This window comes from Sphingobacterium corticis (genome assembly GCF_042684745.1).
Lineage (GTDB): Bacteria > Bacteroidota > Bacteroidia > Sphingobacteriales > Sphingobacteriaceae > Sphingobacterium > Sphingobacterium corticis.
In genome coordinates this window covers 220,108-234,122 of record NZ_JBHUMA010000009.1, presented here as the reverse complement: position 1 = coordinate 234,122, position 14,015 = coordinate 220,108, and the positions used below count along the sequence as shown (strand labels likewise).

The 14,015-nt window shown below is 43.8% G+C and carries 12 protein-coding genes; 9 read left to right on the top strand and 3 right to left on the bottom strand.

Going from position 1 to position 14,015, the window contains the following annotated elements; genetic code table 11:
- Positions 1–65: 65 nt before the first annotated feature.
- Complete coding sequence (locus ACFSQ3_RS15700) at positions 66–2,483, bottom strand: TonB-dependent receptor plug domain-containing protein (protein WP_380870525.1); 2,418 nt, start codon at positions 2,481–2,483, stop codon at positions 66–68.
- Positions 2,484–2,645: 162 nt separating this feature from the next.
- On the opposite strand from ACFSQ3_RS15700, the gene ACFSQ3_RS15695 reads away from it, so the two are divergent.
- Genes ACFSQ3_RS15695 through ACFSQ3_RS15660 form a run of 8 tightly spaced genes read left to right on the top strand, consistent with a single transcriptional unit; the run spans position 2,646 to position 10,077 of the window.
- Positions 2,646–3,842 (top strand): alpha/beta hydrolase, encoded by a 1,197-nt coding sequence (locus ACFSQ3_RS15695; RefSeq protein ID WP_380870524.1) that lies wholly within the window; start codon positions 2,646–2,648, stop codon positions 3,840–3,842.
- A gap of 38 nt (positions 3,843–3,880) precedes the next feature.
- Complete coding sequence (locus tag ACFSQ3_RS15690; RefSeq protein ID WP_380870523.1) at positions 3,881–4,921, top strand: YncE family protein; 1,041 nt, start codon at positions 3,881–3,883, stop codon at positions 4,919–4,921.
- Positions 4,922–4,963: 42 nt separating this feature from the next.
- Complete coding sequence (locus tag ACFSQ3_RS15685) at positions 4,964–5,944, top strand: ABC transporter permease (protein ID WP_380870522.1); 981 nt, start codon at positions 4,964–4,966, stop codon at positions 5,942–5,944.
- Entirely contained in the window at positions 5,941–6,891 is a 951-nt protein-coding gene (locus tag ACFSQ3_RS15680; RefSeq protein ID WP_380870521.1) for an iron chelate uptake ABC transporter family permease subunit, read from the top strand. The genes ACFSQ3_RS15685 and ACFSQ3_RS15680 overlap by 4 nt, the downstream gene beginning before the upstream one ends.
- Positions 6,888–7,649 carry an iron ABC transporter ATP-binding protein gene (locus ACFSQ3_RS15675; RefSeq protein ID WP_380870520.1) on the top strand — a complete coding sequence of 254 codons (762 nt, stop codon included), beginning with the start codon at positions 6,888–6,890 and terminating at the stop codon, positions 7,647–7,649. Before ACFSQ3_RS15680 ends, ACFSQ3_RS15675 begins: the two co-directional genes overlap by 4 nt.
- A gap of 4 nt (positions 7,650–7,653) precedes the next feature.
- A complete protein-coding gene (locus ACFSQ3_RS15670; protein WP_380870519.1) occupies positions 7,654–8,592 on the top strand; it encodes a siderophore ABC transporter substrate-binding protein in 939 nt (312 codons plus the stop codon).
- Between the two features lie 2 nt (positions 8,593–8,594).
- Positions 8,595–9,407, top strand: a complete 813-nt coding sequence (locus ACFSQ3_RS15665; RefSeq protein WP_380870518.1) for a siderophore-interacting protein — start codon at positions 8,595–8,597, stop codon at positions 9,405–9,407.
- A gap of 4 nt (positions 9,408–9,411) precedes the next feature.
- Positions 9,412–10,077, top strand: coding sequence for a class I SAM-dependent methyltransferase (locus ACFSQ3_RS15660; protein ID WP_380870517.1), 666 nt, complete (start codon positions 9,412–9,414; stop codon positions 10,075–10,077).
- Positions 10,078–10,082: 5 nt separating this feature from the next.
- Here ACFSQ3_RS15660 and ACFSQ3_RS15655 read toward each other — a convergent pair whose 3' ends face one another.
- Positions 10,083–10,901 carry a hypothetical protein gene (locus tag ACFSQ3_RS15655; RefSeq protein ID WP_380870516.1) on the bottom strand — a complete coding sequence of 273 codons (819 nt, stop codon included), beginning with the start codon at positions 10,899–10,901 and terminating at the stop codon, positions 10,083–10,085.
- Between the two features lie 228 nt (positions 10,902–11,129).
- Here ACFSQ3_RS15655 and acs point away from each other — a divergent pair, with 228 nt between their 5' ends.
- Positions 11,130–13,046 carry an acetate--CoA ligase gene (gene acs / locus ACFSQ3_RS15650; protein ID WP_380870515.1) on the top strand — a complete coding sequence of 639 codons (1,917 nt, stop codon included), beginning with the start codon at positions 11,130–11,132 and terminating at the stop codon, positions 13,044–13,046.
- Positions 13,047–13,175: 129 nt separating this feature from the next.
- On the opposite strand, the gene ACFSQ3_RS15645 is transcribed toward acs, so the two are convergent.
- The gene (locus tag ACFSQ3_RS15645; protein ID WP_380870514.1) at positions 13,176–13,952 is read right to left on the bottom strand and encodes a hypothetical protein; all 777 of its coding nucleotides are present in this window, start codon (positions 13,950–13,952) and stop codon (positions 13,176–13,178) included.
- Positions 13,953–14,015 lie beyond the last annotated feature (63 nt).

The following is a 14,015-nucleotide window of genomic DNA, read 5'->3' as shown; positions in this document are numbered from 1 at the left end:
TTATTTATTTTTTTTAGCTATATGTAATGTCCAGACCATTACCTTCGGTGATCCCTTTGGGGTTTTTACTTGGCAATCTTGGACATTTCATGTGCGTTAAATAGTTGATAAGTGAATTTTAAATGAAAACTACGTCCGGCACGTTGTACGCGGAAATAGTCGTATAAGCGCGCATCAAGCATGTTTTTTACCTCCATGCTGATGCGGTATTTATCTTGTGCGATACGGTAGCTCACGCCCGCGCTTAGCAAATGTTGATTGGGTATGACCAACTCCGATCGAACGCTTGCGCTGCCCGATAAGCCCAGAAAACCCCCGGGCTCGGCTTGGCGTGGAATGGTCTCCAAATAGAATTCCCGAACGAAATTATAATTCATGTAAACATCCAATCGATTGTAAGGCGTTCCGACGCGATCGAAGTGCGCATTCAAACCCAAGTTCGCGAAGAAATAGGGAGTGTTCTGCAAACGCGTTCCATTTCGCCATTGATCACTCGGTAAATCAAAACCGAACAAACGTAAACTTTGCCAAGTGGCATTTCCTCGCGCATCCAAAAAGGAAGTTATCGGATGCGAAAGATCCAACTCCACGCCATAACCTTCCACATTATTGATGTTTTGATACTGCGCGTATGGCGCGAGTACGGACATCAACAAAATAAGATCACGCGTGCGTCGATAAAATGTATTGACCTCGAAATGCAATTGGCGGTAGCGATTGCGCATTCCCAAGTTGAAATTTAAACTTCTTTCTGGGAGCAACTGGAAATTCGGAACAGTCCAAACGGCATCACCAAAGAGTTCGTCGATCTCCGGAATGCGGTATGCATATTCGGTAGAAAAGCGCACATGGCGATCTCCATCCCAAGCATATTTCAAGGATCCGCCAGCGCCAAAGTAACTTTTTGAAACCTGAACTTCCTCATTTTCGCTAATCGGGCGACTCGCCCAAGCTTCTGTACCCTGCGAATGGTAATTGTACCATTTTCCCATCAGGGAATATGACCATTGATCGTTCACATTTCCTGACCAATCTAATCCTAAAACTTGCTTATTGAATCGCGTGCGCGCAGAAAGTACGTCTACATTGGAATCGGTAAATCGCGGTCCGAAGGGATCTTCTCCTGTCCGTTTGCTTGCCGTAGCGGTATAATTAGCCGAGATGGTGTTTTTATCATTCCATCGCCAAGCGGCTGTCGTTCGTGAAGTAAATTGCTGGATGCGAATGTCCGATAAAGAAGGTCTTCCGCTTTCGCCAATGCTTCCCGGCGTGGAGGTAAAGTTGCCAAACCAATCATAGCGCCCTTGTAATGTATCCACGGTATTGAACTGCAGTGTATTTGCTACTGCAAATTGTTCCACGGTCAATCGATCGTCAAAGAAACTTCCTGCATAACGCAAGGTCGGCACGACCGACGATTGTTTCGCTAAAGCAGCACCGTAAGGCGAACTCATCAAAATAGGATGCTGTTGTTGCCGTTCTGTGTTGAAATAAGCTAACCCAAATCGCAAATCTTTTGCCCAAGGTTTATGCTGCACCCCGACGAAAGCTTCTCCGTAAACGCCGCGATATCCATTGTGAAACAGCTCGACGGATTGCTCGCTTGAATTCCCGGTATTTGGATCAGGAACCATCACGAAGGCATTGTAGTTGTTGTCCGAATAATTATAAAATGCTTCTAATCCGGTGTAAAGTCCGCTCTTTCTTTTAGTCGATGCGTTGACTGAAAATCGATGCGTATTGAAGGATGCGATTTCATAACTGGCATCAACTTGATCGCCGGCAGGCGAGTTTTTGGTAATTAAATTCACAGCGCCACCTAAAGCATCCGCTCCTAAGGAAATCGGCAGCACGCCTTTATATACTTCCACACGTTCTAGGGAATTGACGGGAATGTTGTGAATGCCATATCCTCCAGCCAAATAATTTAAAGGAACGCCATCTTTAAAATAGCGAACCGCTCTTCCTTGAAATCCGTTGAGGGAAACATCTACCGCGTTACCCAATCCACCGCTTTGGCGAATGCGAACGCCCGAAGACCGATTGATCAATTCCGCCAGCGTAACTGGTTGCTCGGCGACAGCTCTTGTGTCAACTACCACCGCACGAATCGCTTGTCGCTTTGCGCGTTCTGTTTCCGATTGTCCGACCACTTCCACCGTAGCTATTTCCTGATCATCGGCCGACATCGTGATGTTTAGATAAAGCGGCTCATTAGCTATTTTTACCACTGTGTCTTGGAAATGCTGATAGCCAATGCCTGAAAGATGAAGTGGATAGTTGCCCGATTTGATGTTCGCAAATTGAAACCTTCCATTCTTATCAGTTTGTAATTTAGCAGAACCCAAAGACACCGTGATTCCTGATAATGCTTTTTGGTTTTTGTCATGTACCTGTCCGAATACATGATCCTTATTTTGCGCGTGCAATGTAACATTCCAGCAAAGAAACGAAAGAAGAAGTAAGATGTGTTTTGCTATCATGCAGCGCGAACTAATTGAATGACCGCTAAATTAGATTAAATCTTAATAATATCAAACTATAGTACCTAAACTTGCTCGAACAAATGAGGCTAAAAGCTTTGTAATTTGTTTAGAATATTTCTAAATTAGCTGCCCTAAGGAGCGGATGCCCTTATTCGACTTATGAGAATAGCGTACAAGGCTTTTGTGATGATGGTTTTAATGATGATAGCTGGAAATACCATCGTGGCACAGCAAAAAGAAAAGAAATATCAGGTAACAATTATTATACAAAACAACGATCGTTCTGCGCACATCGGTGAGCAATTTTATTTGACGGGTTCATTTAATAATTGGAAACCAGCGGATGTTTTGATCGGTCGAATTCCTGCTTTTGGAGAATCAATAGAGATTACGGTTTCTGCGCCAAAAGGATTGTTCGAGTACAAGTTCAATCGAGGTAATTGGGAAACTTTAGCTTCAACATCCAAAGGTACTTTGGAAGGACCAATAAAGGTAAATCTCGTCGGCGATACGACAGTGCACGCAAGTATTGATGGCTGGCGCGATGATTTTCCCGCTTCCACGGCAAGTCCGCAAGTGCACCTAATTAATTTGATATTTCACTTTCCGAAATTGAATGTTCATCGTCGGGTTTGGGTTTACCTGCCGGAAGATTACGAGAAATCGAATGCGAAATACCCCGTGCTGTATATGCACGATGGTCAAGATCTTTTCGACGAAGCAACATCGAAAGGCCGAATAGGACCGTTGGAATGGCAAGTGGATGAAGCAATCGATCGCGCTACGAAGAAAGCAATTGTTGTTGCCGTAGCGCATGCGGAGGATATTCAGCAAAGGCAAAATGAATATTTCGTACAGCCAACCTCGCGCTTTCCTAATCCTGTTGGCGGAGATTATCTGGCGGATATTGTTGAGGTTCTGAAACCGTATATCGATCGCAATTATCGAACAAAATCGGATAGAAAACATACCGCGATGGCGGGAAGTTCTGTCGGAGGTTTATTGACCTTTTACGCCGGATTAAAATATCCCGAAGTTTTCGGTACAGTCGGTGTTCTTTCGCCCTCCATTTGGTTGGATGAAGGCAATATTGCGAAAGCAATCGACGCCCATAAAGTGGAAAAGAAGCGAGCGCAACCCAACTTCTACTTCTATGGCGGTGGGAACGAAAATCGGTTGAAACCGGATGGAACACGCGTGCAAATGCATGACGACATCAACGAAATATTAACCCAATTACGCGCTAGCGGTAGTAAGGAAGTAGAAGTGACGATCAATCCAGAAGGCCGACATGGTGCTTGGTATTGGCAAAAAGCATTTCCCAATTTCTACGATTGGTGGATGCAAAAGCAATAATAAATCAATTATTTTTTAAATCATATCCATTACATATCATGAACATTATCCATAATAAAAAACACATCATTCGCCTTGCGCTAGCTTTCGGGCTGCTAGGTTTCGGTCAATTCGTTGCTGCGCAGGAAGTAGAAAAATCTGCACCAGCCGGAACGGGAATTTACGAAGCAGTTATCAATCAGGCGGATGGACACATCTTCGTTTCAAGTGCGGGTTCCAGAAATAATCCGGGCGGAGCATTATACAAAATTGATCCAACGACGCTGGCGATCGTGGATAGCATCCCGATGAAAGAAAATCCACCGTTCGGTTTAGGTATCAACAACAAAACGCAGGTTGTTTACACCACAAATACGCGCAGCAATTCGGTAAGCGCCGTCGACCTAAAATCGAAAAAGGTGTTAGCTACGTTCAACGCTGGTGGCGAGAAATCGCATACGCGCGAAGTGCTCGTCGACGAGGATAACAATATGGTTTACGTAACCAATGTTGGTGATCCAAGTGATATTTGGGTAATCGATGGTAAAACCAATAAGGTGGTGCGTACCATTGATAACGTTGGCAAAACGACCACCGCTTTAGCATTCAATAAAAAGAAAGATAAGCTTTTCGCGACCGTGATGGGGACGAATGAAATAGCGATCATCGATATCAAAAGCGGACAAGTAGAAAAAAGTTTTGCATCGGGCGGCGAATCGCCGGTGAACTTAGTTGCTGACGGCGAACGCTTATTCGTGGCGAATCAAAAATCAGGAACGGTAACTGTTTTAAATGCTAAAACGGGTGAACTTTTGAAAAGCATTCCTACTGGAGCGGGCGCTATCGGCATCACGTACGATAAGAAATCAAATCGCATCTATTCGGCAAATCGCCAAACAGGAACAACAACAGTTATTGACGCGAAAAGCTATGAAGTGTTGGCGGACTTAGCAACAGGTTCTCATCCGAATCACGTCCGCGTAAATCCAAAAACCGGCGTTGCTTATGTCATCAACAAAACGAAAGGCGCACGCCCGGTAGAAGGGCAGCCAGCGCCAGCACCGGATACGAATGGTGATACAATCAGTAAAATTAAATGAGACACAATTCTTAGAGGTTGTAAAGAGATTTAATCATTCTGTTTGGAAGCTTTAGCTAAAAAGCGTTTGTCGCCGATTTTACTTTATGCAAGCCTGATTCTAGGCTTGCTTATTCTTGTTTGGGTTTCGCTATTTACAGGAGTGAAAAATATCGCTATGCGCGATGTTTTCGCGATGTCGCCAGATCAACTGCTGGTTTTCACCATCGCACGCATTCCGCGGGCTATAGCGCTGGTGTTAACAGGAGCGGGGCTAAGCGTTGCCGGATTTATCATGCAACAATTATCGCAAAATAAATTCGTGTCGCCGACTACGGCGGGTTCGTTGGAAGCTGCCAAAATGGGGATTTTATTCAGCATGCTGCTGATTCCGCAAGCTTCCATTGCCACCAAGTCGGTCGCTGCTTTGCTGTTTACCCTAGCAGCAAACGTATTGTTTGTGATGATGGTTCGCCGCGTTCGCTTCCGTAGTTCGGTATTCATTCCGTTGGTGGGAATTATGTTCGGCAATATCTTGGCGGCCATTTCGACCTTTTTTGCCTTCAAGTACGATATTGTGCAGAATGTGCAAGAATGGATGATTGGCGATTTTTCGTCGGTGTTGCAAGGACAATATGAATCGATCTATCTCATCCTTCCAACGGTAGTTTTGGCTTACATTTATGCGGATCGATTTACGATCGTTGGTATGGGCGAAAGCTTTGCGAAAAACTTGGGAATCTCTTATAGTGCCATTGTTAATCTGGGATTGTTCGCCGTGTCGTTGACGGTGAGCGTTAGCGTGGTGACCGCTGGAGCTATTCCTTTTCTCGGACTTATTGTACCGAATATGGTCAGTATGATGATGGGCGACAATCTGCGTCGTACCTTGCCTATGACGGCTTTGGTGGGATCACTTTTCCTGCTTTTTTGCGATGTAGTGGGCCGATTAATCATTTTTCCTTATGAAGTGCCTATCGGATTGATGGTCGGCGTTATCGGCGGCGTAGTATTTTTGATATTAATCCTAAAACGTAACCGATGAAGCAACAGCGTACATGGATTTTTTTGGTCGTTGCATTGCTAGCGCTTATCGGGCTATTTATGACCTACGACACTGGTCCAAACCTGGATTATGTAATTCCGCGCCGCGCAGTTCGTTTGGCGACCATTCTACTTGTAGGCATTAGCGTAGCGTATTCTTCGGTTATTTTCCAAACCATCACGAACAACAAAATCTTAACGCCCGCCATTATGGGCTATGAATCGGTATTTATCCTCTTCCAAACCGTCATCGTGTTTATTTACGGCGATAAAACGTTTCAGGTAATCACGCATCAAGACAATTTTTTCTATGCGGTTTTGCTGATGATGGCGTTTTCGTTGATGATGTATTTATTGGTTTTTGGCAAAAGTAAACACAGCATCTATCATTTGTTGTTGCTTGGATTGGTGCTCGGAGCGCTTTTTCAAACCTTCGGTCAATTTCTTCAAATCGTAATCGACCCGAATGAGTTCTCGGTGATTCAAGGTTTTATGTTCGTTTCGTTCAATAAGATCAACACCGATTTATTGGCAATCGCTGCAATCACCTTGTTAGCTACGCTGATTGTCGGGCAGCGGTATCTAAAATATTTGGACGTGCTGGCTCTAGGAAAGGAGCACGCGATTAATTTAGGTTTGAACTATCAGAAGTTGGTGCGGATTTATATGCTCATGATTTCTTTATTAGTTTCTGTGTCGACCGCGCTGGTCGGTCCAGTTACTTTTTTAGGTATTTTGGTAACCAACTTAACGTACGAATTATTTCAAACACGAAAGCATCGATATATGGTTTGGCTATGTAGCGGAATTGCATGCGTTGCTTTGCTGTTAGGACAATTTTTGGTCGAACATATCTTTAACTTTTCCACGACGGTTAGCATCGTTGTGAACTTCGTGGGAGGAATTTATTTTATGTATTTAATGCTAAAAACACGTAAAGCCTTATGATTCGTTTTGAACACATCTCCAAATCGTATGGCAAGCATGTGGTGCTCGATGATATTAGCTGCGCGTTGCCGAAAGGAAAGATTACGTCCTTGATCGGGCCGAATGGAGCCGGAAAAAGTACGTTGCTCTCTATTATCAGCCGGTTATTAGACGCCGATAACGGACAGGTTTTCTTGGATGAACGAGGAATGGCCGATTACAAATCCGACGATTTGGCGAAGCGATTGTCTATCCTCCGTCAATCCAACCATTTGGACTTACGGCTGACTGTGAAGGATTTGGTGGCATTCGGTCGGTTTCCCTATTCGAAAGGACGATTAACCGCGGAAGATCAACAACATATTGCACAAGCTATTGCATTTGCGCAGCTGGAAGATATGCAAGATAACTACATCGACGAATTGAGCGGCGGACAGCGTCAGCGTGCATTTATTGCCATGATTATCGCGCAGGATACGGAATATATTTTGCTCGACGAACCACTGAATAATTTGGATATGAAGCATGCGGTATTGGTGATGAAAACATTACGGCGTTTGGTGGATGAGCTTAGGAAAACCGTTGTTATCGTCATCCACGAAATCAATTTTGCTTCGCAATATTCGGATCATATTATAGCGATGAAAGATGGCAAGATTGCGTACAGCGACGTTACGGAATCAGTCGTTCAAGCTGAAAAACTACAAGATGTTTTCGGTATTGATTTCGACATTATAAGGAAAGACGGAAAAAATATTTGCAATTATTTCAACATATAAAAACATGAACAATCTGATTAAAATTTTCGCAGCAGCCTGCGTAATATTCACTGCTACAAGCTGCAATAATTCTACTGAAAAATCTACCGAAGCAACAGATTCTGTGGTGGTGGATCATAAATTAGGGAAAACCGTGGTCTACGGGCAACCGACGAAAATCGTTGTTTTCGATATCGGTTCTATGGAAACCCTTAATGAATTGGGTGTAAAACCGGTCGGTATTCCGAAGAATTTTACGCCGGATCATTTATCGTCGTTGAAAGATGATTCGCAGATTGCGGATGCTGGCGGATTGATGGAGCCCAATTTTGAAAAAATCAACAGCTTAGCGCCGGATTTAATCGTTATTTCTCCGCGTCAAGAACGTTTTTACGACGAGTTCATCAAAATCGCTCCGACGATTTTTATCGATATCGATCCCGAAAATTACATGAGTTCGTTTGAAAAAAACACGTTGTTGTTAGCGCAATTGACTGGGCATGATCAAGAAGCGAAGGAAAAAGTGCAAGCTGCGAAAGCGAAGCTGAAACAGGCGCAGGAGCAATTAAAAGCGCATGAAGAAAACGCATTGATCGCGTTGCATAATAACGGACGCTTAAGCGTTTATGGTGTTGGTTCTCGTTTTGGATTTATCCACGGAGAATTAGGGATCAAACCGGCGGCTCAAAACCTAGAAGAAGCAACGCACGGACAAAAAGTGTCGAACGAATTTATTGTGGAAACAAATCCAGATTATCTGTTCATCGTGGATCGTAACGAAGCAGTGAAAGGAAAAGGAGCAGACAGAAGTGAAATCGAAAACGAGCTGATTCAACAAACGAAAGCCTATAAAAATAAGCATATCATCTACCTAAATCCGCAGGTTTGGTATTTGTCTGGTGGCGGAATTACATCAACCAATTTAATGATTGACGAAGTCGTGAATGCGCTAAACAAAGGATAAGGATGGAAAGACCAGCAATCGCCAAACACGTTTTCCGTGTTTGGCACAAAGAATACGTCACTCCGCATTACATCCGCGTCGTTTTGGAAGGAGAAGGAGCACAGGATTTTGCATCGTGTAGCTTAGGCGCAAATAACAAGATTATGGTTCCGCCTGCTGGACAAAAGGAGGTGAAGTTGGCCGTTTGGGATGAAGCAAATAACGAATGGAAGTTGCCTGAAGAACATGAACGGCCATTAATTCGAACATACACACATCGCGCAATCGACGTAGCCAATAACCGAATTACCATCGAATTTGTAGATCATGGTGATACCGGGCCAGCATCCTCTTGGGCAAGGCAAGCAGAAGTAGGCGATGAGTTGGGTGTTGCGATGAAGATGAGGAAAAGCACGCTTTACGCGCCTGCAGATTGGTATTTGTTGGTAGGCGATGCGACGGCGATTCCGGTTTTGTCGGTAATTTTGGAAAGCTTGCCGGCAACGGCGAAAGGACATTGCATTATTGAGGTTCCTTCGGAAGATGATGTGCAGCGCGATATAGAACATCTCGGTTTCACATTTGACTGGGTTGTAAACGAACATCCTGAACAAGGCAGTTCCTTATCAGAACGCGTGCGTGCGTTGAAAGTGCCGAGCGATATAAATTGCTTTGGTTACGTGGCATGCGAATACCAAAGCGTCAAAAATATTCGTCAGTATTTCAAGGAACAATTGCAATGGGATAACAAGCAATTCTACGCTTTTTCCTATTGGAAAGCGGGTGTTGCGGAGGATAAGTCGGCGCAAGATCGGCGAGAAGAGAAAGAAAGCTAAAGCGATGGCAACGGAAGAAGAATTAAAAGGAATTGCGGCTCAACTGCGTTGTCCGGATGGTCATCACGGCGTGCAGGTTGGCGACAATATGAATGAAACGAATATGCAGATGACGGTGCAGACAATTGCTGCGCTGAAACTGCAGGACGCCGACAGAGTATTGGAGCTCGGTTACGGCAACGCAGGCCATGTTGCGGATTTGTTTGGCAGCGCAAGCAATATGACTTATACGGGAGCAGATATTTCGGAGACGATGCAATCGGAAGCTTGTCGCATGAATAAGGAATTGACAGATCGCCATCCTGAATCGATTTCCTTCGATTGTTATGATGGAGGAAACCTGCCTTATTCGAATGCTGCTTTCAATAAAATCTTTACCGTCAATACGCTCTACTTTTGGTCAAATCCAAGCGCTATGTTGCAGGAATTGGCGCGCGTAGCTGAGCCAAGTGCGTTATTAGCCATCACATTCGCCAGTAAAACCTTCATGCAAACCTTACCATTTACGCAATATGGTTTTACGCTTTACGAACCGGAAGATTTGACGTCTTTCTTGGAAACTTCTTCATGGAAAATATTGGAGATTATCCAAAAACAAGAGCACGTGCGAAGCAAGGTCGGCGATATGGTGGAGCGGATTTATTATGTGTTGGTTTTGCAGCGGAGATAAATAGATTAACACATGATATAGATCATCATCAGCACGGCGACAAATTGCGCAACCAGCGCTAGATCCAAAAGATAAGCAGCGTGATAATGATTTTGCTGCGGTAGGAAGATAAACTTCCGCAGCACACAAACGATGAAAATATTACTGATCCACAATCCAACTTTGATCGCTAAGCCATAAGGAGCGAACGCGATGAGCAACGAATGCATACCAATCATCAGGTAATTTAGACGAATGGAACGTTGCGTGCCGATCATCGTAGGAATCGTTTTGAGGTTGTAGTAAGAATCTTGGCGAAAATCCCGAACGTCGAATGGCAATGTGCAGATCAGTAAGAAAAGTACTTTAATTGCTCCCAAGAAATTGGCGGCATGCCAATCAATCGGTAATCCGTGTTCCCATGCGTCAACAATCGGCAATCCGACCGTGCTCAGCGACCAAACAATGGCAATGTGAAATAATTTCAAACCCGGAATTTGGCGCAATCCGCCTTTGCTCTTCCCCAATCGCAGAAAAGGCAAGTTGTACAGCATGCTAGCAATTCCCACGAAACCCAAATATAACATGGAATAAAATCCAAGATGAAAAACGCTGTACAACAATAACGACAATGCAAGCGCAGTCAGGACGATCATGGCTGTTTGGTAGCGAAAAAACCATCTCGTTCTTGCGAACGGCGCGTTTAGCGGATCGGCAGGTTTAGAATAGAACAAGCTCATATTGTAAAGCGCCATGGTAGAACATCCTTCAATCAACAAAATCAATGGATTGCTAGGGATGTTCAAAATCAGGTAGGTCAACGCGCTTTGTGCAACGCTTGCCAAAGCGATCAAGCAGTTGGAAAAAACCAATATCCGAAAGAGTTGAAGAGTTAATCTTTTCACGTCAGCACCTTAAAAAAATCTTGTTCAAACATTCTCCCCATATTTGGTTTTTAATGATATAAAGCTAAATTAGTTAAAGTTACGTCGGTTTTACTAAGTCAAATAAGCTTTTGGCCGTAAATAATAAATGTAACACGATCTGTAAACCTAATACAATACTTGAGAGAGATGAGTTTCCAAATTAACACCTTTGAAGCCTATCAAGAGGCTTACCAAAAAAGCTTGGAAGATCCGAAAGCTTTTTGGGGAGAAATTGCTGAACATTTCTTCTGGAAAAGAAAATGGTCTAATGTTCTTGAATACAATTTTAAAGATCCGGATATCCGATGGTTTGAAGGTGGTAAGTTGAATATCACAGAAAACTGTTTGGATCGTCATATTTACAATTTGGGAGACAAGCCCGCCATTATTTGGGAACCCAATGATCCACAGGAAGCACATCGCGTGCTTACATACAAGCAACTTTTAGCGAAGGTTGAGCAATTTGCCGTTGTATTAAAAAACAATAACATTCGCAAAGGCGATCGCGTATGTATTTACTTGCCGATGGTGCCTGAGTTAGTAATTGCGACCTTGGCCTGCGCGCGTATCGGCGCTATTCACTCCGTAGTTTTTGGTGGTTTCTCAGCAACATCCATTGCAGATCGTATAAACGACGCAGAATGTAAATTGGTCATTACCTCCGATGGCGGTTTCCGTGGAAATAAAGTGTTGGAGTTGAAAAATATTGTGGATGATGCATTGGTGCAATGTAAATCCGTAGAACGCGTGATCGTCTTGACGCGTTCGCGTACGCCGGTTTCCATGATCAAGGGACGCGATGTGTGGTGGGAAGATGAAATTAAGAACGTAGAAACTCAGGGAAATCCGGCTTGTCCGGCGGAGGAGATGGATTCCGAAGATCCGCTTTTCATTCTGTATACCTCCGGTTCTACAGGAACGCCGAAAGGTGTTGTGCATACAACGGCCGGATATATGGTGTACACAGGATATACGTTCTCAAATGTTTTTCAATATCAACCCAACGAAGTGTATTTCTGTACGGCGGATATTGGTTGGATTACCGGACATTCTTACATCGTTTATGGACCGCTTTCGCAAGGAGCAACGTCGTTGATGTTCGAAGGAATTCCGACTTATCCGGACGCTGGTCGTTTTTGGGATATTGTTGAGAAGCACAAAGTGAATATCTTGTACACAGCGCCAACTGCCATTCGTTCTTTGATGGCCTTTGGGGATGAGTATGTGGACAATAAGGATTTAAGTAGCATTAAAAAGTTGGGATCTGTGGGTGAGCCAATCAATGAGGAAGCTTGGCATTGGTTCAGCGAAAAAATTGGGAAAGGCAATGCGCCGATCGCCGATACATGGTGGCAAACTGAGAACGGCGGAATACTTATTGCGCCAATGGCTGGCGTTTCGCCAACTATTCCGGGTTATGCAATGCTTCCACTTCCGGGTGTGCAACCTTGTTTGATGGATGAGAACGGAAAAGAAATTGAAGGCAACGATGTTACCGGAAATCTTTGTATTAAGTTTCCGTGGCCAGGAATGTTACGCACCACATGGGGCGATCACGAACGCTGCCAAAAAACCTATTTCTCCACGTATGAAAATATGTATTTCACAGGTGACGGCTGTTATCGTAGCAAAGAAGGTTATTACAGAATCACCGGACGTGTTGATGATGTGTTGAACGTTTCGGGACATCGTATTGGTACCGCCGAAGTAGAAAACGCGATTAATATGCACTCCGATGTGGTAGAATCTGCGGTAGTTGGATATCCACATCCGGTAAAAGGACAGGGTATTTACGCTTATGTGATTGCTAATCATCATCGTGATGAAGAAGGAACCAAGCAGGATATTTTAAAAACCGTAACACGTTTAATTGGTGCGATCGCCAAACCGGATATCATCCAGTTCGTTAGCGATCTGCCGAAAACAAGATCGGGAAAGATCATGCGTCGGATTTTACGCAAGATTGCCGAAGGGGATACATCGAGTTTCGGTGATACGTCGACCTTATTGGATCCGTCCGTAGTCGAAAAGATTGTGGAAGGTGCTGAAGCGCAAAAGAAATAAAGTCCTTGCGCGTTGGGGTACGTGTATTTCATTCGATGATTTGACGTCCTCGCAATAAGTGAACTGCTTAAGCAAAAAATCTTCCTGATTTTATATCAGGAAGCTTTTTCGTTTTTTCACAAAGAAATATTACAGGTTTTTTGCTACCAATTCAGGATTGATAACAACTGCTGCATCTTGTCTTTCTTTTCCACGGATGTGGGTAATAGAAATCGGACCTTTAATGTTCACGGTGAAATCACTGATTTGATCGGAAGCCAAATGTTTTGCTTTCGCTTTAAACGAAAGTTCGATGAAACCTTGGTTGTAGATCAAGCCTTTATCGCCCGGTTTATTGCTTTCGTTAAAAGTGGGCAAATCCAAACGTTTGATGTTGATTTTGAAATCGGAGCTCGTTTCTGGGGTTAATGCGTGGCGCGTTTCTCGGGTTCCAAAATTGTAAGCAGCGTTACCTACGTAAGCTTTCTTTAAGTCTAGCGAACCGTCCGCAGCAACAGGAACTTCCACATAAAGCTTAATTCCTTCCTTCACAGATTTTAATTTGTAATCTTCTTCCTGCGAAGTTTGCACCTCGTCGTAACCCGTGTTTTTGGCGGTAATTTGGAAACGGCGTACTTTCACCGCGTTTCCTTTAGGATCCGTGCTGTCGTAAACTAATGGCGTAATATCGTTGCTTTCGCCTTCCTTTTCCGAACCTTCTGCCGCGTACAGTACGCGCACGAATTTAGTGCTATGTGTTTTTCCTTCGGCAGTAAAAGTACCTACATCTTTTGCTTTCTTTTCAGAAGATTTTTCAACTTCAGTCGAAGGTTTATTGTCTGTTGTAATGTCGTTGTTGGCAAAGGCCGTAGCAGAAGTCAGCATGAATCCGCATGCCAGCCAAGCTAGTTGTTTCGTGATTTTCATGTTAGATAATGTATTTATTCCAACAACAAATATATTATTTAAAATGATTCTAAACAATTTGTT

Coding starts and splice junctions, on each gene's coding strand:
- acs (WP_380870515.1), top strand. CDS start 11,130: ATGAGTTTCCAAATTAACACCTTTGAAGCCTATCAAGAGGCTTACCAA.
- ACFSQ3_RS15680 (WP_380870521.1), top strand. CDS start 5,941: ATGAAGCAACAGCGTACATGGATTTTTTTGGTCGTTGCATTGCTAGCG.
- ACFSQ3_RS15700 (WP_380870525.1), bottom strand. CDS start 2,483: ATGATAGCAAAACACATCTTACTTCTTCTTTCGTTTCTTTGCTGGAAT.
- ACFSQ3_RS15660 (WP_380870517.1), top strand. CDS start 9,412: ATGGCAACGGAAGAAGAATTAAAAGGAATTGCGGCTCAACTGCGTTGT.
- ACFSQ3_RS15665 (WP_380870518.1), top strand. CDS start 8,595: ATGGAAAGACCAGCAATCGCCAAACACGTTTTCCGTGTTTGGCACAAA.
- ACFSQ3_RS15670 (WP_380870519.1), top strand. CDS start 7,654: ATGAACAATCTGATTAAAATTTTCGCAGCAGCCTGCGTAATATTCACT.
- ACFSQ3_RS15690 (WP_380870523.1), top strand. CDS start 3,881: ATGAACATTATCCATAATAAAAAACACATCATTCGCCTTGCGCTAGCT.
- ACFSQ3_RS15675 (WP_380870520.1), top strand. CDS start 6,888: ATGATTCGTTTTGAACACATCTCCAAATCGTATGGCAAGCATGTGGTG.
- ACFSQ3_RS15645 (WP_380870514.1), bottom strand. CDS start 13,952: ATGAAAATCACGAAACAACTAGCTTGGCTGGCATGCGGATTCATGCTG.
- ACFSQ3_RS15695 (WP_380870524.1), top strand. CDS start 2,646: ATGAGAATAGCGTACAAGGCTTTTGTGATGATGGTTTTAATGATGATA.